At 65.6% G+C, this 20206-nt stretch carries 21 protein-coding genes; 6 read left to right on the top strand and 15 right to left on the bottom strand.

The window, feature by feature from the left end; translation table 11 throughout:
• Window positions 1-74: 74 nt before the first annotated feature.
• Window positions 75-509 carry a hypothetical protein gene (locus I2456_RS11365; protein WP_241007921.1) on the top strand — a complete coding sequence of 145 codons (435 nt, stop codon included), beginning with the start codon at window positions 75-77 and terminating at the stop codon, window positions 507-509.
• A gap of 33 nt (window positions 510-542) precedes the next feature.
• Here I2456_RS11365 and I2456_RS11360 read toward each other — a convergent pair whose 3' ends face one another.
• From I2456_RS11360 to I2456_RS11345, 4 genes are all read right to left on the bottom strand, one after another.
• Window positions 543-1331 (bottom strand): alpha/beta hydrolase, encoded by a 789-nt coding sequence (locus I2456_RS11360; RefSeq protein ID WP_085075745.1) that lies wholly within the window; start codon window positions 1329-1331, stop codon window positions 543-545.
• A 92-nt stretch (window positions 1332-1423) separates the two neighbouring features.
• On the bottom strand, window positions 1424-2971 hold the full coding sequence (locus tag I2456_RS11355; protein ID WP_139823342.1) for a GMC family oxidoreductase: 1548 nt from the start codon (window positions 2969-2971) through the stop codon (window positions 1424-1426).
• Between the two features lie 238 nt (window positions 2972-3209).
• Entirely contained in the window at window positions 3210-4133 is a 924-nt protein-coding gene (locus I2456_RS11350; protein ID WP_085075796.1) for an alpha/beta hydrolase fold domain-containing protein, read from the bottom strand.
• Window positions 4134-4396: 263 nt separating this feature from the next.
• Complete coding sequence (locus tag I2456_RS11345) at window positions 4397-5113, bottom strand: SDR family oxidoreductase (protein ID WP_139823343.1); 717 nt, start codon at window positions 5111-5113, stop codon at window positions 4397-4399.
• A gap of 70 nt (window positions 5114-5183) precedes the next feature.
• On the opposite strand from I2456_RS11345, the gene I2456_RS11340 reads away from it, so the two are divergent.
• From I2456_RS11340 to I2456_RS11330, 3 genes are all read left to right on the top strand, one after another.
• Window positions 5184-6080: a LysR family transcriptional regulator gene (locus I2456_RS11340; protein WP_085075746.1), complete on the top strand. Its 897-nt coding sequence runs from the start codon at window positions 5184-5186 to the stop codon at window positions 6078-6080.
• Between the two features lie 31 nt (window positions 6081-6111).
• Window positions 6112-6699: a TetR/AcrR family transcriptional regulator gene (locus I2456_RS11335; protein WP_068031910.1), complete on the top strand. Its 588-nt coding sequence runs from the start codon at window positions 6112-6114 to the stop codon at window positions 6697-6699.
• A 167-nt stretch (window positions 6700-6866) separates the two neighbouring features.
• Entirely contained in the window at window positions 6867-7784 is a 918-nt protein-coding gene (locus I2456_RS11330) for an alpha/beta hydrolase (protein WP_174814189.1), read from the top strand.
• A 36-nt stretch (window positions 7785-7820) separates the two neighbouring features.
• On the opposite strand, the gene I2456_RS11325 is transcribed toward I2456_RS11330, so the two are convergent.
• Genes I2456_RS11325 through I2456_RS11315 form a run of 3 tightly spaced genes read right to left on the bottom strand, consistent with a single transcriptional unit; the run spans window position 7821 to window position 9785 of the window.
• Window positions 7821-8174 carry a DoxX family protein gene (locus I2456_RS11325; RefSeq protein ID WP_068031904.1) on the bottom strand — a complete coding sequence of 118 codons (354 nt, stop codon included), beginning with the start codon at window positions 8172-8174 and terminating at the stop codon, window positions 7821-7823.
• A gap of 9 nt (window positions 8175-8183) precedes the next feature.
• The gene (locus I2456_RS11320; RefSeq protein ID WP_068031901.1) at window positions 8184-9329 is read right to left on the bottom strand and encodes an SPFH domain-containing protein; all 1146 of its coding nucleotides are present in this window, start codon (window positions 9327-9329) and stop codon (window positions 8184-8186) included.
• A 21-nt stretch (window positions 9330-9350) separates the two neighbouring features.
• Window positions 9351-9785: an NfeD family protein gene (locus tag I2456_RS11315; RefSeq protein WP_068031898.1), complete on the bottom strand. Its 435-nt coding sequence runs from the start codon at window positions 9783-9785 to the stop codon at window positions 9351-9353.
• 57 nt (window positions 9786-9842) lie between these two features.
• On the opposite strand from I2456_RS11315, the gene I2456_RS11310 reads away from it, so the two are divergent.
• The gene (locus I2456_RS11310; protein WP_085075747.1) at window positions 9843-10775 is read left to right on the top strand and encodes a hypothetical protein; all 933 of its coding nucleotides are present in this window, start codon (window positions 9843-9845) and stop codon (window positions 10773-10775) included.
• Here I2456_RS11310 and I2456_RS11305 read toward each other — a convergent pair whose 3' ends face one another.
• Genes I2456_RS11305 through fabG1 form a run of 3 tightly spaced genes read right to left on the bottom strand, consistent with a single transcriptional unit; the run spans window position 10776 to window position 13426 of the window.
• Window positions 10776-11795: a ferrochelatase gene (locus I2456_RS11305; protein WP_068164689.1), complete on the bottom strand. Its 1020-nt coding sequence runs from the start codon at window positions 11793-11795 to the stop codon at window positions 10776-10778.
• 6 nt (window positions 11796-11801) lie between these two features.
• Window positions 11802-12611 (bottom strand): NADH-dependent enoyl-ACP reductase InhA, encoded by an 810-nt coding sequence (inhA, locus tag I2456_RS11300; protein ID WP_068031886.1) that lies wholly within the window; start codon window positions 12609-12611, stop codon window positions 11802-11804.
• A 47-nt stretch (window positions 12612-12658) separates the two neighbouring features.
• The gene (gene fabG1 / locus I2456_RS11295; RefSeq protein WP_085075748.1) at window positions 12659-13426 is read right to left on the bottom strand and encodes a 3-oxoacyl-ACP reductase FabG1; all 768 of its coding nucleotides are present in this window, start codon (window positions 13424-13426) and stop codon (window positions 12659-12661) included.
• A gap of 218 nt (window positions 13427-13644) precedes the next feature.
• Here fabG1 and I2456_RS11290 point away from each other — a divergent pair, with 218 nt between their 5' ends.
• Window positions 13645-14490 carry a hypothetical protein gene (locus tag I2456_RS11290; RefSeq protein ID WP_085075749.1) on the top strand — a complete coding sequence of 282 codons (846 nt, stop codon included), beginning with the start codon at window positions 13645-13647 and terminating at the stop codon, window positions 14488-14490.
• A 75-nt stretch (window positions 14491-14565) separates the two neighbouring features.
• On the opposite strand, the gene I2456_RS11285 is transcribed toward I2456_RS11290, so the two are convergent.
• The 5 genes from I2456_RS11285 to ripA all read right to left on the bottom strand — a co-directional run bounded on the left by I2456_RS11285 (window position 14566) and on the right by ripA (window position 19986).
• Window positions 14566-15573 (bottom strand): VWA domain-containing protein, encoded by a 1008-nt coding sequence (locus I2456_RS11285; protein WP_068031877.1) that lies wholly within the window; start codon window positions 15571-15573, stop codon window positions 14566-14568.
• A gap of 46 nt (window positions 15574-15619) precedes the next feature.
• Window positions 15620-16573 carry a DUF58 domain-containing protein gene (locus I2456_RS11280; protein WP_068031874.1) on the bottom strand — a complete coding sequence of 318 codons (954 nt, stop codon included), beginning with the start codon at window positions 16571-16573 and terminating at the stop codon, window positions 15620-15622.
• Window positions 16570-17685: a chaperone MoxR1 gene (gene moxR1, locus I2456_RS11275; protein WP_068031871.1), complete on the bottom strand. Its 1116-nt coding sequence runs from the start codon at window positions 17683-17685 to the stop codon at window positions 16570-16572. The genes I2456_RS11280 and moxR1 overlap by 4 nt, the downstream gene beginning before the upstream one ends.
• A 141-nt stretch (window positions 17686-17826) precedes the next feature.
• Window positions 17827-18549 carry an NlpC/P60 family peptidoglycan endopeptidase RipB gene (gene ripB, locus I2456_RS11270; RefSeq protein ID WP_085075750.1) on the bottom strand — a complete coding sequence of 241 codons (723 nt, stop codon included), beginning with the start codon at window positions 18547-18549 and terminating at the stop codon, window positions 17827-17829.
• Window positions 18550-18558: 9 nt separating this feature from the next.
• Window positions 18559-19986, bottom strand: a complete 1428-nt coding sequence (gene ripA, locus I2456_RS11265; protein ID WP_085075751.1) for an NlpC/P60 family peptidoglycan endopeptidase RipA — start codon at window positions 19984-19986, stop codon at window positions 18559-18561.
• Window positions 19987-20206: the final 220 nt, after the last annotated feature.

The raw sequence follows: 20206 nt of genomic DNA, 5'->3' as shown, positions 1-20206 counted from the left end.
CTTTCTTCAGATCCACTTCAACTTCGCTCACTACCGTCCCCGGTATCGACGAACTGAAGGAAGTGGAGGTCCGCATGACCAGCGAAGACACCGGTGCCCGCGGCACAGACCAAGGCTCGGTCGCCAATCCCCCGCCGACTGTTGCCCCGGCCGTGCCCCAGCCGGCGCCGCAGCGCCGGGGCCACTCCACCGCGACGGTAATAGGCGCCGGCGTGGGGGGATTAGTCGTCGGCACGCTTGCCAGCGCGGTGACGTCCCTGTTCCTCTGGGCCTTTGCTGTCGAACCACCCCCGCCGCCACCGGGACCCATGGGACCGGCGGCCGCGCCGATGGGTCCGATGAATTGGCAACATCAGGGACCGCCCCCCGGCTTCGGCGGTCCGCCCGGATTCCACTTCGGCCCACCGCCGGGCGCACCGGCGCCGGGACAGCCTCCGGGCGCCGGTGCGCCCGGTCCGCAGCCGCCCGCGCCGACACCGGGTCCGACCACCTCGGCACCACGCCCCTGAGAACAGCCCCCTCACAACGGCTAGGCGTAAGGGTCATAGTCGTAGGTTGCCCAGCCAGGAAGCGATTGTGTGGGCGACCGTGGCCCAACCTGGTTCCAACATGAGCTCGTGTCCCATCTTCGGGAAAAACACGGGTTCCGTGTTATAGGCCTTGGCGGTTCGGCGCACGTCGCTGGTGGCATAGATCCGGTCCTCTTGTCCGCCCAGCACAAGTACCGGTGTGCTTACCTTCCTGGTGTTGACCAAGTTGGTGGCGACCATGTCGAAAAAGATGGCGCGTGCGCTTTCGGGCTGGAGTCGCGTTGTGACGGCTTCGACGAGCGAATCGGAAGCCTGGCCGCCGAAGAACAGTGCTCGAGCGCCCGCTGTAGAGCCGTACAAGTGAGCAGGATTACCGGTGAGCGCAAATCTGGTGCAGCGTAGAGGATGTCGGCGCATCGACCGCAGCAAGGAGTGTAGCTGTCCTCGCGGTGGCGTTGAGGCGATAAGTATCGCGGCGGGGAGATGGTGGGTCTCCAGGTACTTCTGAACCAAGAAACCGCCCATTGAATGGCCCACCAACACCGGGGTCTCGGGAAGGTTCTGTACGACGGATGCTAAGTCGGTGAGAAAGTCTGAAATTGAACTGGTATGAAGCGATCTCTCAATCGGACTCCAGCCGTGCCCACGCAGACTCAGGGCAATCGCGCGGAACCCCCGGTTAGCAAAAAAGTCCAGAAAATGTTCGTTCCAACACCATCCACCATGCCACGCACCGTGAACGAAAAGCAGCGGGTAACGGTGGAGCTCGCTGGTTTGCCCCTTCTCGAACATTTCCAGCATGGGGTTTCTCCTCACACTCAACGTTAAGTCCCTGCTTTGTTCGTTAGATACTTGTGTCGCAGAACATTTCAGACCTGCGGCCGGCAGGAATCTCAGATTCGGTGTTCGGCTTGGATGAATTGAGCGGCGCGTTCACCGACGACGACGCACGGTGCCATGGTGTTTGACGTCGTGATTCGGGGAATGATGGACGCATCGGCGACGCGCAGGCCCTCGATGCCGTAGACCTTGAGGTGTCCGTCGACCACCGACATGGAGTCGCGGCCCATCTTTGCTGTACCGCATTGGTGCCAGTATGTGGTGACGGCGTCACGCAGATAGTTCTCCAACTCAACGCCCGTCAGGTCACCCGGCATCACCTCGCGCGCGACAAAGGGGCGAAGCTCTGGGGAGTTGCCGATTTCGCGCAGCGTCTCGATGCAAGCGATCGCGGTCTTGAGATCTTCGGGATCCGATAGCGCGTTGGCTTCGACCCGGATGGGATCGGTCGGGTCGTTGCTCGACAGCCGAAGCCGACCGCGGCTGCGGGGGTGTGTGGGTGAGCCGAACAGGGTCCACCCGCTCTGCGGCAAGCCGTATTTCGCAGCGTTTTCCGCGGTGGCTTTGGGGAAGGGTCCGGAACATGCGAACAGGTCTGGTCCTTGGACGTCGGCCGCTCCCGAGTCCCAAAATAGTGCCGTCCCTACCTGAGTGCTGCCCTGGATGGTCTCGGGAAACTCCCACACGCAGTCGAACCCGAAGTGGTCTTGAAGGTTGCGCCCCACTCCGGGCAGGTTCTGGCGAACGGCGACGCCCACTCGACACAGTTCGTCTTCATCACCGATGCCGGACTGCATCAGAACCTTGGGCGTGTGAATGGCACCGAGCGACAGGACAACTTCCGCACTAGCAGCCACCCGATGAACCGCGCCGTCATGGACGACCTCGACACCGGTGGCCCGCTCGCCGTCGAAAATCAAGCGAGTGACCAGCGCGTGCGGCACGACGGTCAGATTCTGCTGATCTGGGCCGGTGTAGGTGCGAAACACCGATAGGCGTTTTTCGTCGCGCCAGCGCAGATCGACAATGGCAGCGCCGCGGGTCTCTTCCATCAGGCGGCCATTGGGGCTTTGGTAAGTCGGGATCCCCAACGCCCGGGCCGCTTTCAACGTTGCCGCGGCGAGCGGATGAGCGTCCGGCGCTGGTTGGACGAATACCGGCCCACCCTTGCCCCGATGATTGGGCTCGCCGACACCGTGCCAATCCTCGATCCGACGGTAAAGATCGAGGACTGGCTCGTATCCCCAGGCGGGCTCGCCGGATTCGGACGCGTAATAGTCCCAGTCGCTGCGGTGTCCTCGGGCCCAGATCATCAGGTTGATGCTGGACCCGCCGCCTAGTACTTTGCCCATTGAAAATGGGATCGTGCGCCCATGAAGCCGCGGGTCCGGATCGGAGACAAATCCCCAATCACGTTCGCTGCCAAGATTAGATGGCCACTGTCTGGCATCGGTTACGCTGGGAACCTCGTCGCTTCCGCCGGCCTCCAGAAGTAGGACCCTGACGTCGGGGTTTTCGGCCAACCGACCGGCGATCACCGATCCTGAGGACCCAGCACCGCACACGATGACGTCGTACCACGGCTCGAGCACAGTATTCACGCAGTTCTCCTGACTTCTTGCTGGGTATAGCGGCAGATACTTAAAGTCACGGTCGGAAATGGCCTGCGGTTCAATTGATCTACGTCCCAGTGCGGCCATTGAACGCGTGCCCGCGGCGGTTTCCGCGGGAACTTCGACGCGCAGCACCGTCACCTCGTCGAATGAACGGCCGGAGTTTTTGCGCGTACGCGAAGTCACGACTCCGTAGGTGAACTCACGAGAGTTGTTGCGGTAGAGGCTACGCCACCGCGGTTTGAAGTCCTAGCGTAGAGCGCAACCAAAGACCCATTTCGGCGATGGCGCGGTCCACCTCATCTACACGACCGGCTCCGATAATGAAAGAATGCTGACCCTCCTCCACCCGCCGGACGACGACGTCATTGCCTGCCTCCTTTGCCTTTTGGGCGAAGGCGACGGCGTCCGACGCGAGCAGTTCATACTCGCCGTAGTACACCCCGAGTGGAGGTAACCCGGACAGGTCGGCACCGAGCAGGTGCACCCGTGGGTCGGCGAATCCCACATCGGTTCCGTCGAGCCAGCAGGACCGGAACAGCTCGAGCAATCCTCGCGTGAGCAGCTTGTCCCGCTCGGCGTTGGTTTCGATGGATTCGCCCGACAGTGTGACGTCGGCCCAGGGCGAAATGGACAATACCGCGCCAGGCAACGCCTCACCCCGATCTCGCAGTCGCAGCACGAGTTCGACCGCGAGAAAGCCGCCGATCGAGTGGCCGACGCTGGCAATCTTGTTGGGCCGGTAGCCCTGATCGAGTAGCCAGCGGTAGGCGCGTTGCACGTCTTCGACCTGCGCCGGGTACTTGTGCTCCGGAGAACGACGGAAGTTCAGGACCAGCGAGCGCGCGCCGGCCGCCTTCGCTATGTGCGCGGCGGCCTTTCGGTCCGAATGCATCGACATCAATACGCTGCCACCCATATGCGTGTGCAGGAGAGCCGATTCCGGGTCACTGTCGACAGGAATACACCACAATGCCTCAACCCCGCCGGCGTCGACCTCGGCATAGGTGACTCCTTCGGGTTCCTTGGTCGCCTGATGGATGTTCTCAGTCACGTCACGAATCGTCTCGAGCCCGAAGTTGGGATTCGAGGCTCGCCGGCCGATATCGGCCAGGAACTCGGCGAACTCGACCGCCTGCTTGCTTGCCATGATGCTGCCTTCCCTCGGAATCATAGAATAACGATCAATATATAACGATCGATATCTTATGGCTAGCCCTTGCCCGCACTGCAAGAAAGTATCGCCGCCGCGTCCGGCATCCTGAAATCTGCTTGGTGCAAGCGCTTTTGAAGGTAAGTAGCCACGGAAGGTCCGCACTGCGGGTGTGCACCGCTAGGTACGCCGCCACGACGACGTTATGCAAAGCCAGGTAGTGGCGAACGGCGTCACCGGCGCTGGACCACGGCTGACGTCTAGACGAGGACGCTGCCGCCGTCGACCTTGACGACCGCTCCGGTGGAGTACGTCTGCTCGATGCAGAACAGGTAAGCCCGCGCCACCTCCTCGGCATCGGCGACCCTGCCTAACGGAATCCGTTCTGCCGCATCGGAAAACATCGCTTCTCGGTCCTCCTCGCCCATGTTGCGCCACAGCGGGGAGCGCACCATGCCCGGCGCGACACTATTGACCCGCACCGGTGCCAGTTCGACGGCCAGGGCGGCGGTCAGCGCGTTCATCGCGCCGCACAGGCTGACCGGCAACGCACCGAAATCCGGTTGCTCGGCGGCCGATCCACTGGTCAGCGTGATCGAGCCGCCCGCGGCCAGTCGTCGGCCGAACACCCGAACCGTGCTGCACGCCCCGATGAAGCGGGTTTGGTAGAAGGCGGCGATGACGTCCGGCGTCAGACTTGCCAACGGAACCGTCTCTAGCGGCTCGCCCGCGGTGTAGACGACGTGATCGACGGGGCCGGCCCACTCGGCCAGCCGCTCGATGGATGCGGGGTCGGCGAGGTCGACCGTTGCGCCACGAGCCCCGGCGGGCAGCAGTCCCAGCGCGCGGTCGACGCTGGATGATCGGCGCGAGGCGACGACGGGCGTGGCGCCACGCTCGGCGACCGCGGCGGCCACCGCCAGGCCGATGCCCGACGTCCCCCCGATAATCAGGACGATTTGGTTGCACAGACTCATGCATCCAGGGTCAAGGCGTGGGCTTCGCTCGTCCAACACTCTTTTCGTCCAGGCACGATACCCTTTCGGTATGACCACGGTGGATCTCGACATACGCAAACTGCGCTACTTCGTCGCCGTGGCGGAGGAGCTTAACTTCGGCCGCGCCGCCGCGCGGCTGCACATTGCCCAGCCTGTGCTCTCGCGTCAGATTCGCGCGCTCGAGCGCGAACTGGGGATCAAGCTGCTCAATCGGGACACCCGCGGGACGACGCTGACCCCCGCTGGATCGCGGCTGCTCGACGAGGGCCGGTTCCTGCTTACCGAGGTGCAGGCGCTGCGGCAGCGGCTATCGCAGGCTGAAGCCCCCGCCGTCGTGATCAAGGTCGGGGTCCTGCCCGGGCTGTTGGCGACCGCTGCCGCACGGGCTTTCGAGGCGGGTGACCCGGCGCGGCGCGCGGTGATCGTGCCGGTGACGTGGAACGAGCAGGCCGAGGTGATCCGTCGCGGCGACGTGCACGTGGTCTACGCTCGCTCGCCGTTCGACCTGTCCGGCCTGGCGACGGCGCCGTTGCTGGAGGAGCCACGTGACGTAGTACTCGCCGCCGGTGATCCGCTGGCCGAACGGCGGTCGGTATCGCTACACGATCTGGCATCGCGGCGGCTGCTGCAGAACCCCGCGTCGGTGCCCGAGTGGTATGCCGTCGCCAGCCCGGAGCAGCGCCGCGCGGCGGTGCAGTCCTCGGTCAGCGGGATCGAGCAGAAGCTCGAATTAGTCGCCGCGCGCGCCGGTTTCGCGGTACTTCCCCGGTCCATAACCACGTCGTACCGAAGGCCGGACTTGCGGGTGGTGCCGGCCGATGGCCTCGCGCCCAGCCGGATAGTGCTGGCCTGGGACGCAACGGTCCAGGACGCGGCGCGCGACGAGTTCATCGCTGCGGCGCTGGCCTGTGCCGGACAGACGATCGATCCGGTCTCTCTATCGTAAGATATCGATAGTTATACTAAGAGTCACAGCCATGAGATACCCCGCAGACCAGAAGGCCAAAGCGCGCGCCGCGTTACTACGTGGGGGCACGCGCTCGATGAAGGTCGCCGGCTTCAACGGGATCGGGGTGGACGGGCTGGCCGCCGCGGCCGATGTGACGTCGGGGGCGTTCTATTCGAATTTCGCCAACAAGGAAGCGATGCTCGAGGCCATCGTCGAGGCCGCCGTCGGTGAGCCGTTCGTTTCCGATACGGAGTCCGGCAGCAAGGCCGAGCGCCGCTCCAAACTGAAAGCCTTTGTCGCCGAATACCTAAGCGCCTACCACGTCAACAATCCGGCTGAAGGATGCGTGATGCCGACCCTGAGTGCCGACGTGGCACGGGCGGGTTCGGCCACGCGGGAGGCATACGAACACAAGATCGCCGCGTTGGCAGGTCGAATGGCGGAGTTGCTCGACGGCGCGGACCGCGAACGCCGGGCGTGGAGCATCGTCGCGCTGATGGTTGGGGCGGTGTCGATATCGCGTGCCATGGCCGACGCCGCCACGCAGGTGGAAGTGCTCGACGCCGCGCGGGAAACCGCGGACATACTCATTTCTCCCGGCAAGCGACGCAAGTAAGTCGGGCCGCCTGGTTGCAGATCGTGACCAACGCAGGCGCCTAACCAAGAAGCCAAAACCAAGGTGATGCTTCAAAGGTATTACCGCGCGCCCGATTCGGTATTGGACCGAGTTCGATTCGCTGTGGAAATGTGGGCGCTGCAAGCCATTTCGAGGAGTTATGAGCAATGCTGCGCGAAGACGTCACGTTCGACGCCGAGGGAGCCACTCTCCACGCGTGGTGGTATCCCGCCCGGCAGGAACACCAAGCTGGGACGGCGAGCCCCTGTGTGGTCATGGCGCATGGGTGGACGTCGACGAAGAAGATGTACCTCGACAAGTTCGCCGAAGTGTTTGCGGAGGCGGGAATTTGCGTGCTGGTCTTCGACAATCGGGGCTGGGGTGACTCCGGGACAGCGCGCGGCAAGCCGCGCCATGAGGTCGACCCGTGGGAGCAGATCGGCGACTACCGGCATGCGATCACCTTTGCGCAGAACCGACCCGAGGTTGATCCCGATCGCATCGGCGTGTGGGGAACCAGTTTCTCGGCCGCGCACGCTTTCGTCGTCGCGGCGATCGACCGGCGGGTGCACGCTGTTTGCGGCCAGGCCCCCTTCATCAGCGGCAGGGTCACCTACGCCAGCCTGGCCCGGGTGAACAACCAGGTGGTCGGCCCGGAGCGCTTCACCGCCGACCGGCGCGCCCGCGCACGCGGCGACGCGCCGACCATGGTGCCGGTCATCGGTAAGGACCCGACCACGCTGGTGGGTTTGCCCACGCCCGACGCCTACGCATTCTTCACCGAAGCACGCGTAACGCTGGATCAGCAATGGCCCAACGAGGTGACGTTGCGCAGCCTGGACAACTTTTACGGCTACGAACCGGCGCGCCACCTGCCCGACATCGCGCCGACCCCGCTGCTGATGATCGTCGCCCAAGAGGATGGCCTGACCGGCGGGAGCCTGGCGGCGGCCGCGTACCAGACTGCGGCCGAACCGAAACGAATCGTCTTCATTCCGGGCGGCCACTTCGCGGCCTACACCGGCCAGGGGTTCAAACTGGCGTCGCAGGCCGCGCGGGACTGGTTTACGACGCACCTCTGTTAGGACAGCGCGTCGTGCTGTCGTCGCGGACGGAGTGAACTAGCTACCGTCCGGGCCCTTGGCCGTCATCGCCGCGAACAGCGTCAGAAACGACACCGCGGGAATGGCACGAAGGAAATCCCGGACGCGAAGATGCGCCGCGACCGCCAACACGAAGTACAGCGTCAGCATCGCAGTGGTCAGCCGGGCCAGGCCCGGGAATCGGGTGACGGCCGCCAGACCCACCGCTGAGGCGGCCTTGGCGATCGGCATGACGGGCCGCACACTTTCCGGGACGCCGAGATCGTCGAGCAGCTCGGCGATCGGCGGCAACGGGATGGCACACGCCACCGCATCACCAGCCTGGAATGCGGCGAGCGCCGCATAGGTTTTCGGTGCAGTCAAAAGGCTCATGGGCCAAGCCTATTGCCGAAGCTCCGGCGGCGACGCCGCCGCACCGTCGACCGGTTTGCCGGCGATCGCCTCGGCCTTGGCCACCGCCTGCGCGACCGCGGGGTCGGTTTCGGTGGAGAACCAATCCGCGACCTCCGCGTCGTCGCCGTCGGCGGCATGCCGGGGCGCGTCCTCGACCGGAGACGGTTCGAACCGGAACACCCCGTCCTCGCCGGGCGTGCCCAACAGCCGGGTGAACCCTTGCAGCGCGGCGCTGAAGTCGCTGGGCACCACCCACACCTTGTTCGCGTCACCACGCGCCATCTCAGGCAGTGTTTGCAAGTACTGGTAGGCCAACATCTCCGGAGTGGGCCGGCCCGCCTTGATGGCGGCGAATGTCTTCTCGATCGCTTTGGCCTGCCCCTGCGCCCGCAGGTAGGCGGCCGCTCGCTCACCCTGAGCGCGCAGCACCCGTGACTGGCGGTCGGCTTCAGCGGTCAGGATGGCGGCCTGCTTGGCGCCTTCGGCGGCGAGGATCTGCGCAGCCTTCTGTCCCTCCGCCTGCATGATCGCTGCTTGCCGGGTGCCTTCGGCGGTCAAGATCATCGCGCGCTTTTCCCGGTCGGCCTTCATCTGCTTTTCCATCGAGGCCTGAATCGATGGCGGCGGGTCGATGCTGCGCAGCTCCACGCGTGCGACCCGCAAACCCCAGCGGTTGGTCGCCTCGTCCAATACGCCGCGCAGCTGTCCGTTGATCATGTCGCGGGAGGTCAGCGTCTGCTCGAGGGTCATGCCGCCGACGACGTTGCGCAGCGTGGTGGTGGTGAGCTGCTCGACGCCGACGATGTAGTTGCTGATCTCATACACCGCGGCCTGCGGAACGGTGACCTGGAAATAGACGACGGTGTCGATGTTGAGGGTCAGGTTGTCCTCGGTGATGACGGGCTGCGGCGGGAACGACACCACCCGCTCCCGCAGGTCCACCCGGGCCCGGACACGGTCGATGAAGGGCACCAACAACGTCAACTGCCCGCTGACCGTGCGGCTGTACCGCCCGAGCCGCTCGATCACCGCGGCCTCGGCCTGCGGGATCAGCGCGACCGATTTGGCGACGATGATGATGGCGAATATCACCAAGACGACCAACAACACCAACCCAGCAACTGCACCGTTCACCCGAGTTCCTTTCTCGATGCGTTACACGTTCTTGAAGACCACCGCCGTGGCGCCGTCGATGTGCACGACGGTTACCTGCTGGCCGGGCTCGTAGGTATCACCCTCGTTGAGCGGGCGCGCCGTCCACACCTGACCGTCCAGCTTGACCTGCCCTTCGTCGCGGGCCACCCGGTCCAGCACGAGCGCGTTCTTGCCCTCCAGCGCCTGCACACCCATCACCGCGCCCTTGGCCGGGGTCAACCGCCGCCGCAGGGCCGGGCGCACCGTCATCACCAGCAGGACCGAGACGACGAGGAACACCGCCCCGTCCGCCCAGACCGGCCAGTCCGTCAGCCAGCTGGTCCCGGCGGCCGCCAACGCTCCCCCGCCGAGCATCAACAAGAACATGTCGCCGGTGAGCGCTTCCGCGCCGGCTAGCACCAATGCTGCAATTAGCCAGATCAGCGCCACAGGCATGGCTTGAGAATACTCGTGATCGGCCTTAGTCGTGGCAAACAACTACACTGCGAGATCATGTGGTGTCCCAGTGTTTCGCTGTCGATGTGGGCCAATGCCTGGCTCGCCGGCAAGGCCGCGCCCGACGACGTCTTGGACGCGTTATCCCTGTGGGCGCCAAAGCAATCCGTCACGGCCTACGATGCTGTCGCCGCCGGTCACACCGGCTTGCCGTGGCCCGACGTGCACGATGGCGGCACGATGTCGCTGCTGCAGACCGTGCGTGCGGCGGCGGGCCGGAACACGGGCTGCGCGGCGGACCGCCTGCACGGGCCGATCAGCGTAGTCCTGCCGGTCCCCGGTGACGTGCGAGGCTTGGCCGCCGGCACCCAGTTCCAGCGCGACGCGCTGACCGCCGGCGAGGCGGTGATCATCACCAACGCAGCGGACCCGAGCACCGCCATCGGGCTGGTTCCGGAATTTTTCTACGAGGACATTGAAGACGGCGAGGCCGACGACAGTTCCGCAATTCCGGAGATAACCGCGCTGTCCTGGGTCGTCTACTCGCTGCCCGCTACGCCGCTGACCGACCACTACGAGCTGGGTGACGCGGAATACGCCTTGCGCTCAGCGGTGCGTTCGGCCGCCGACGCGTTGAGTGCCATCGGATTGGGCTCGGCGGCAACCGGCGTCGACAATCCGCGCGCGATGGTCGAGCAACTGCTGGAATCCACGCGACAACATTGCGTTCCGGACCACGCCCCGTGCCGCGCATTGCGGGTGCTGGAGAACGCGGCGCACGTCGACGCCATCATCGCGGTCAGCGCCGGCCTGAGCCGGCTACCCGACTCCACGACCTCACGCATTGCGGCCGGCATAGAGCCCCTTGGCACGCAATCGACCTCGGAAGCGCACATGGCCAACAGTGCGCTGCGACCGCTGACCGCCGTGGTGCGTTCGGCGCGGTTGGCTGCCCTGAACGCGATCCTGCACTCGGCTTGGTTCGACTGATTACTCGCTGCCGTCGGCGTTTTCGCGCGCGCAATGCGGTGGACGGCACGCCTCGCCGTTGACACTGGCCAAACAGCCCGGCACCGGGTCTGAACCGAGCACCCGGGCGGGCGCGCGGCCGTACCGCAGCTCGTCCATCAAATCGATTGCCAGCCGGGCGAATCGAGGGTCGGCGTTCGGGGTGGTGGCTCTGGCCAACGCGATTCCCATGACCTGGGCCTCTTCCTGCAGCTCCTGATCAAGGTCCCACACGACTTCGATATGGTCGGCGACGAAGCCGATAGGGCAAACGATGACGGCGCGGACACCGTCGTCGGACAGTGCCTTGAGATGATCGGCGACGTCGGGTTCCAGCCAGGGCACCCGCGGCGGGCCCGAGCGGGACTGCCAGGCCAGGTCATAGTCGTCGTATCCGGCGGCCTTAGCCACAAGACTTGCGGCATAGGCGACTTGGCGGCTGTAGAGGTTCGGCCCCAGCCGACGGTCCGCGGCGAGCGGAATGGAATGCGCGGTGAACACCAATCTGGCGTCGGCCGGTCCGGTCGCGGCGGCCGCGGCGACGGCGTCGGCGAACATCTCCACGAACAGTGGATGGTCGAAGTAGGGGCGCAGTTTGGTCAATCGCGGCGCCTGGGGGCCGGCGGCTTGGCGGGCGCGAGCTAGGTCTTCGACGTACTGTGTGCAGCTGGAATACCCGCTCCACGCCGACGTGGTGAACACCGCTGCTTGTCGAATCCCATTGTCCCGCATGGTAGTAACGGTCTCTTCGACATAGGGTGCCCAGTTGCGGTTGCCGAAGTAGACCGGCAGATCTTGCTGAGCGCGGATCTCCTCGATCAGCGCGCGGTTGATCCCGTTGATCGGTGACACCCCACCGAAGTGCAGGTAGTGCTCGGCGACCGCGTCCAGCCGCTCCGGCGGCACCCCGCGGCCGCGCGTGACATTTTCCAGGAAAGGCCGCACCTGCTCGGGACCTTCCGGCCCGCCGAAAGACAACAGCAGGACCGCGTCGAATTCCATTGCCGGTTACAACAATTGGGTGTGTGCGCCGCCGTCGGCGAAGATGATGTCGCCGGTGGTGGCCGGTAGCCAGTCCGAAAGCAGGGCGCACACGGTCTTGGCGACCGGCGTGGGGTCCTTCATGTTCCAGCCGACCGGAGCGCGCTGATCCCAGCCCTCTTCAAGCAACTGGATCTGCGCACCGGCTTCCTCGCCCAGCGCCCCGCCGACGATCGCGGCCATCGCCAGCGTCCGGATAGGCCCGGCAGCAACAAGATTGGAGCGGACCCCGTACTTACCTGCCTCACGTGCCACGAACCGGTTGACCGACTCCAGCGCACTCTTGGCCACAGTCATCCAGTTGTAGGCCGGCATGGCGCGGCTCGGGTCGAAGTCCATGCCGACGATCGAGCCCCCCGAGTTCATGATCGGCAGCAGCGCTTTGGCCAGCGAGGCATAGGAATACGCCGAGATGTGGATGCCCTTGGAGACGTCCTCGTACGGGGCGTCGAAGAACGGGTTGATACCCATCCCGCTTTGCGGCATGAAGCCGATCGAGTGCACGACGCCGTCGAGCTTGTTGCCTTCACCGATCACCTCGGTGACGCGGGCGGCCAGCGTGTTCAGGTGCTCTTCGTTCTGGACGTCGAGCTCGATCAGCGGCGCCTTTTCTGGCAGCCGGTCCACGATGCGCTGGATCAGCCGCAGCCGGTCGAATCCGGTGAGCACCAGTTGCGCGCCCTGCTCCTGGGCCACCCGCGCGATGTGGAAGGCGATCGAGGAGTCGGTGATGATCCCGCTGACCAGGATTCGTTTGCCTTCGAGCAGTCCTGCCATGTGTCGTCCTTAATGTGATGGTTGAAGCCCTTGTGTCGCGGTTGCGGTCAGTGGCCCATGCCCATGCCGCCGTCTACGGGGATGACCGCACCGGAGATGTAACTGGCGTCCTCGGATGCCAGGAAGCTGACCACCCCGGCGACCTCGGCGGCGGTGCCAACCCGCTTGGCCGGGATGAATTGCAGCGCCCCCTCTTGAATGCGCTCGTCCAGCGAACGGGTCATGTCGGTGTCGATGTAGCCCGGCGCCACCACGTTTGCGGTCACGTTGACCTTGGACAGCTCGCGGGAGATCGAGCGGGCCATGCCGATCACACCGGCCTTGGAGGCCGCGTAGTTCGCCTGGTTGCCGATGCCCCAGGTGCCGGAGACCGATCCGATGAAGATCATGCGGCCGAACTTCTTTCGCTGCATGCTGCGCGCAGCCCGTTGCGCGACCCGAAAGGCCCCGGTGAGGTTGGCGTCGATGACCTTTTCGAACCTTTCCTCGGTCATCCGGATGAGGAACGCGTCGGCGGACAGGCCGGCGTTGGACACCAGCACCTCGACCGCGCCCTGGTGCTCCTCGACCTCCTTGAAGGCGCGGTCGACGGTGTCGTTGTCGGTGACGTCGCACTCGACGCCGAACAGGCCCTCGGGCGCCCCGGATCCACGGTGGGTGACGGCAACCTTGTGTCCGTCGGCGGCCAGCCGCTGTGCGATCGCCAGACCGATCCCCCGGTTTCCGCCCGTCACCAGTACAGAACGGGATACGAATGCGGGTTTGCCGCCGTCTGCAGCACTTTCGGTGGTGTTGTCAGTGGCCGTGTCAGTCACCCCGTCAACCTATCGCCTCCGTCCGGTTGGCCGAAATCGGCTCGCCAGCTACCCCGAGCACCGCGAGTGGAACCAGGCTGCCAGTCTCAGGCCTGAATACGTCGGTGAGGTTCCATTCGCGGTCCAGGCCATCCTCAGCTCGCCGAATATCCACAACCAGGCACCATTCGCGGCGCAAGGGCCGCCGATCCGTCGGAGTGGCAAACCACGCTACGGCCATGATCGAGCCCTTTTTGGGCAGCGAAGCCCTATCTTCGGGCGCCGTTACGCCCTACCAATTGCGCAGCCAATACGTCGCGCTCCATAAAGACGTCTACGTGGCGGGCAACCAGGAGCTGACCGCGTCGCTGCGGGCAAAAGCGTTATGGCTGCGCTCGCGCCGCCGTGGCGTGTTGGCCGGCTATGCGGCCGCCGTATTACATGGAGCCAGATGGATCGGCGGGGATAAGCCTGTGGCGATCATCGACACAAACCACCGTCAAGCACCGGGAGTGCAGGTCTGGAGAGACCGGATCGAGGCCGACGAAATCGGCGTCATCGACGGCATGCGCGTGACGACACCCGACCGGACGGCTCTTGACCTGGCCAGCCGATATCCGCTGGTCACTGCGGTCGCCGCGGTCGACGCCTTGATGCAGGCGACCCAGGTGAAGGTGGCTGATGTCAACCTGTTGGCCGAACGCTATCGAGGCCGTCGCGGCATCAAGTCCGCGCGCGCGGTCCTCAACCTGGTTGACGGCGGCGCCCAATCTCCCAAAGAGACCTGGCTGCGTTTGTTGCTCATCCGCGCCGGCTTCCCCCGTCCACAGACACAGATTGCCGTTCGCAACCAATGGGGTTGGGCGGAGGCTTATCTGGATATGGGCTGGGAGGACATCAAGGTCGCCGCCGAATACGACGGTGACCACCACCTCGCCGATCGCTACCACATCAAGAAGGACATTCGACGACACGAGAAGCTGACCCACCACTACGGATGGATCGTGGTGCGGGTCGTCGCGGGCGACCATCAGGCCGACATCATTCGCCGGGTAAGAGATGCGCGGGCGTCGCGAGGGGCCTGAAGTCCCCGCGAATGGAACCACACCGTGACAATCTCAGCCGAAAACCTCAGCCAGGGTCCACTCGCGGAAGAGAAACTAGGTCGGCAGCCGCCGGTTGATCAGCAACGCCGCAAAGCCCGCAATCGCCAGCACCAAAGCGCCCAGCCGCAGCCAACCCACGCTGGCGTCGCCCTTGATGGTTTCGTAGCCGATTTGCTGTTGTAGAGAGGAGTAGACGGCCTTCAACTCTTGCAGCGTCGCGGCGTTGTAGGAGTTGCCCCCGGAAAGTTGAGCGACCTTCTTCATCGTCTCGTCGTCGACGGGCACCGGTTGGCGCTGGTCGTTGATCTCGACGAAGCCGTATGGCGTGCCGAAGGAGATCGTCGAGATGGGTACGCCCTGGTCTTTGGCGGTGCGTGCCGCGGTGTAAGCGCCCTTGGGGTTGTCCGGGTTGGTCGGCATCGTCTCCTTGCCGTCGGAGAACAACACCACGCGCGCCGGCGGCGGGGTGTCGCCGCCGCCGATCACCGCGCCCACGGTCGCGATGGCCTGCAACGCGGTGAAGATGGCTTCCCCGGTCGCGGTGCGGTCGGCGAACTGCAACCGGTCGAGCGCATTCTTGGTCGCCTCCCGGTTGGTCGTCGGGGACACCAGCACAGTGGCCGTGCCCGCGTAGGCGATCAATCCGAGGTTGATGCCGGGGGTCAATTCGTCGGCGAACTGCTTGGCGGCCTCCTGCGCGGCGGCCATCCGGTTGGGTTCGACGTCGGTGGCCCGCATCGACTGCGACACGTCGATCACCAGCATGACCACCGCGCGGTTGCGGGGAATCCGTACGTCGTTGGTGGGTCCGGCCATCGCGACGGTGAACAGCACCAGCGACAACGCCAGCAGGATCGCCGGGAGGTGCCGCCAGCGCGACGGCCGTTTGGGCGCAACGCTTTCCAGCAGTTCCATGTTGGCGAACCGCAGCATCCGCTTCTGGCGCGCCAGTTGCAGGATCACATACAGCGCGATCAACCCGGCGACCACCAGCAGGAACAGGAAGAACCAGGAGTGTTCGAAGCCGGACAGTGTCATCGGCCCAAGCAAGGGCAACGTCATATCAGACCCGTCATTGTGTCAGTGCTCGGCACCGCAACTGCGCCCGTCACCGTCGGCCCGCCATTGCCCCGCGCCGGCGGGAAGCGACGAAACGGACGATGTCAGCGATCCAGTCGCGGTCGGTGCGCAGCGTCATCACCGGTGCCCCGCAGCCGCGGATGGTGCGGGCGACGTCGGCGCGATGAGCCGCTGCGGCCTTGGCGAAGTCGGTTTGCAGTTGGGAATCGATGGTGAATTCGCGGGTGACGCCGGATTCGGCGTCTTGCAGGATGACGTCACCGATGTCGGGCAGTTCGATGTCACGGGGATCGAGCACCTCGATCGCCAGCACCTCGTGCCGGGCGGCGATGCCACGCAGCGGCCGCATCCAGTTGATTGGGCCGAGGAAGTCGCTGATGATCACCGCCATCCCGCGCCGGCGTTCGGGGCGCCGCAGCGCGTCGATAGCGGCAGCCAGGTCCCCCCGCACCCCGACCGGCGCACGCGGGGTGGTGGCGATGGTGCGCAACATGGTCTGCACGTGCTGGCGTCCGGACCGCGCGGGTACCCGAATGGTGTTGACGCCGTTGGAGATCAGCGCGCCGAGCCGGTTGCCGCCGCCGGTGTTCAGGAACGAGATCGCCGCTGCCGCCGCGACCGCGAGGTCACGCTTTTCGCACACGGCGGTGCCGAAGTCCAGGCTGGCCGACATGTCGACCACCAGCCAGGTTTCCAGTTCCCGGTCGGCGATCATCTGCCGGACATGCGGGTGGGTGGTGCGCGCGGTGACCGCCCAGTCCATCCGGCGGACGTCGTCACCGGGCTGGTACATGCGCGACTCGCCCGGCTCGGACCCCGGTCCTGGAATCAAGCCCAGGTGGTCGCCGTGCAGGATGCCGTCCAGCTTGCGGCTGACGGTCAGTTCCAGGGTGCGCAGCGCCGCCGCGAGCTTCGGGTCGTCGATGGAGCCGCGTTGCATCGACGGCGGGTGGACGACCGCCGGCGTCTTGCTATCAGTCACCGACCGGCCGCGGCCGTGGCGCCCTGCATCACCGGCGGCACCGAATGACCTGACTGCGGAACGGCATTCACCTGCGGTAGGGCCACCGTCTGCAGGACGCGGTTGATGACGATCTCCGGCGAGATCTCGTCGGCCAGGGCGTCATAGGTCAGCACCAGGCGGTGCCGCAGCACGTCGGGCACCACCTCGATGACGTCCTGCGGGATGACGTAGTCACGCCCGCGGACCAGGGCCAGCGCCCGGGACGCGGCGATGATGCCCAGCGACGCACGCGGCGAGGCGCCGAAGGCGATCCAGCTCTTGACGTCGTTGAGCCCCAGCTGTTCGGGATGGCGGGTCGCGGTAACGACGCGGACCACATAGTCGACCAGCGCGTGGTGGACGAAGTTGTTGGCCGCGATGTCCTGCAGGCGCAGCAGGTCGCCCGAGTTGAGGATCTGCTTGGCCTGAGGCGGCTTGACGCCCATCCGGTAGATGATCTCGCGCTCTTCTTCGGGCGAGGGGTAGCCGACGTTGATCTTGAACAGGAAGCGGTCGCGCTGCGCCTCGGGCAGCGGGTAGACGCCCTCTTGCTCGATCGGGTTCTGGGTCGCCATCACCAGGAAGGGGTTAGGCAACGGGAAGGTCTTGCCACCGATCGACACGTGGCGTTCGGCCATGACTTCCAGCAGCGCCGACTGGACCTTGGCCGGCGCACGGTTGATCTCGTCGGCGAGCAGGAAGTTGACCACCACGGGTCCGAGTTCGGTGTCGAACTCCTCCTTGCCCTGCCGGTAGATGCGGGTACCGATGATGTCGGTGGGCACCAGGTCGGGGGTGAACTGGATACGTGCGAACGTGCCGCCGACGACGCGCGCGAAGGTCTCCACGGCCAGCGTCTTGGCGACGCCGGGTACGCCTTCGAGCAGCACGTGGCCTTTGGCGAGCAGGCCGACCAGCATCCGCTCGACCAGCTGGTCCTGGCCGACGATGATGCGCTTGACCTCGAAGATGGCGCGCTCGAGGGTGTGCACCTCGGCGGCCAGACCGTCGGCACCACCTACGTGCCCCTCTTGGGTCGGGGGTGCCGAATGGGCACCCGGACCCGAGTAACCGCCACCTGCTGATGTCATCAACAACCCTCCACAGCTCTTCCGACACGACTGCCGACCCGACCAATGTCACCGGGCAGCGACGTGCCCGCGTTCAACTATTCCAGGCGTCTGGGATTCCGTCGACGCCGGGCAAATGCCCCTGGACCGCACAGACCCCGGTTAGTAGTCGATGATGCGGGTGACGAACGGAGTCATACCGGGTTTGCGCACCGGGCTGATGGTGACCTTGCCGGCGCTGCCGGAAGCCTCCAGCATCTGACCGTTACCCAGGTACATGGTCACGTGCTGGCTGCCCCCCGGGCCATAGAAGATGAGGTCGCCGCGGCGGGCCTGATCAGGGGGAATGTGCTTGCCGGCGTTGTACTGGTCGCCGGAGAATCGCGGGATCAGCACGCCGACGCCAGAGAAGGCATAACGCATCAGGCCCGAGCAGTCGAAGCCGACGGTGTTGGCGCCGGAGTCGATACCCTTGCTGGGGCCCTCCAGCGTGCCGCCGCCCCACGAATACGGCACGCCCATCTGCGATCCGGCGCGGCGGATCACGTATTCGATGGCTTGCTTGCCGTTGGCGCGCGGTATGCGGCTGGGGCTGGTGTTGCCGCTGCTGGCCGCGGGCACGTCACCGCCGAGGTTGATGCCCAGCCCACCGAGGAACTGCTTGCCCAAGTCGAGCGTGGTCTGGGTGGCCTGAGCGGTGGCTTGCAACGACGCGTTGGCCACCGCGAGCGGATCCCCTGGGGCGCCCGCACTGATGGTGGCTGGCAGGGTGGGATCCCACTGGCCGGGGTCGGCCTCGGCGGGGGCCGCTAAAGCGATCAGCAGCCCGGTCACCAAGGCGGTGATCCAGGCTAGGCTGATCAAGCGAATTCGTCTGTGGCGCATTGATCCTCGTCAGTACTCGATGTAGCGGACCACGAAGGGCGTCATGCCGCTGGTGCGCACCGGCGCCACCCGCACCTTCAGACCGATGTCGGGCGCCTCGAGCATCTGTCCGTCGCCGAGGTAGATGGTCACGTGCTGGCTGCCGCCCGGGCCGTAGAAGATGACGTCGCCGCGGCGCATCTGCGCGGTGGGGATCTTGCGGCCCATGTTGTATTGCGACCCCGAGTAGTGCGGCAGCTTGATGCCGACGCCGGCGAACGAGTACAGGACCAGGCCCGAGCAGTCGAAGCCGGTGATGTTGGCCCCCGAGTCGATGCCTTTACTGGGCCCGGCAGCGTTCCCGCCACCCCAGGAATAAGGAACACCGATCTGGGACATGCCGCGACGGATCACGTACTCGGAGGCCTGCCGCCCATAGACGCGAGGGATCCGGCTTGACGTCCCACCGGTCGGGGCGTTGGTGATGCCGGTGTCGTTGGGCTTGAGGATGCCCAGCTGTTGCAGGAAGTTGCGCCCCATGCTGGCGGTGACCTGGGCGGAGGTGGCGGAGTAACCCAGCACCTGATTGACCACCGCAATCGGGTCGCCCTGGATGTTGGCGCTGGGGACCTGCGGCAGCGTGGGATCCCAGCCGTCCCACTTGCGCGCGCCGGGTTGGGCCGCGTGGTCCCACTGGTCCGCTGCGGGCGGCGAGCCGGGTGCGCCGGCGCCCACCGACCAGCTGTGCGCGGCCGCCAGCCGGGCGGTTTCCAACTTGGCTTGCGCCGCGTCGCGCTCGGCGGCCAGCCGATTGACTTGTTCGCGCTGTTCGTCGAACTTGTGCCGGGTGTCGTTGAGGGCCGCGACCGCCGCCTCCTGGCTTGCCTTGGCGTCGGCGGCGGCCTTGTCCGCCTTGTCCTTGGCGGCCCGTGCGGCCGACTCCTTGTTCACCTGCTCGGTGCGGGCGCGCTGCAGGTTGGCCATCACCGCTTGGGCGCTGGCAGTGAGGGTCCGGGTGGCCGTCGCGGCGGCGATGATGTCGTCGGGGCTTCTCGCGGTCAGGTAGCCGTCGGATGGACCATTCATATAGGTGGCGGCGGCGAAGGTGTTGAACCGGTGCTGCGCGGCCTCGATCGCCGCGTTGGCGTCCTTGACCGCCTGCTGGTTGGTTTCCAGTTCATGTCCGGCCTCGGCGGCGTTGTCGCGGGCGGTTTCCACCGCGACCATCGCCTTGTTGACGCTCTCCTGTTCGGTCTCGACGGTCGCGCTCAGGTCTTCCAGACGCTGGTTGGCCCGGGCGACATCGGCAATGAGGGTGGCGATTGAATCGGTGCCGGGGTCACCGGCGGCCAGACCCGGGGTGCACAGCAACAGTGCCACACTCAGCACCGACGGAATCGCCGGTCGCACCAGTCGGGCGACCGGTCGCGAGGCAGAGCCACGGCGTGTCTGTCTCATCAGACTCAGGTCTCCTAATGGCTCAACACGGGCAAGCGGCAACAGGCCGGACTATCGGAAAAAGCACTAAACAACAACTGCATCATTTGCACCGTACGTCACACCAGACGCCTCGGAAACGAGCGTCACAAACTGCGCTCAGGACGTGTGTTTACTGTGACCGAATGGTGATCTGCCGGGTTTGCCCAGCTGCAGACCGAGCTACGGCGCCAGGGCCGTC

It is taken from the genome of Mycobacterium kubicae (genome assembly GCF_015689175.1).
GTDB lineage: Bacteria > Actinomycetota > Actinomycetes > Mycobacteriales > Mycobacteriaceae > Mycobacterium > Mycobacterium kubicae.
The sequence above is the reverse complement of the archived record's forward strand: the minus strand, read 5'-3'. Positions and strand labels throughout refer to the sequence as shown.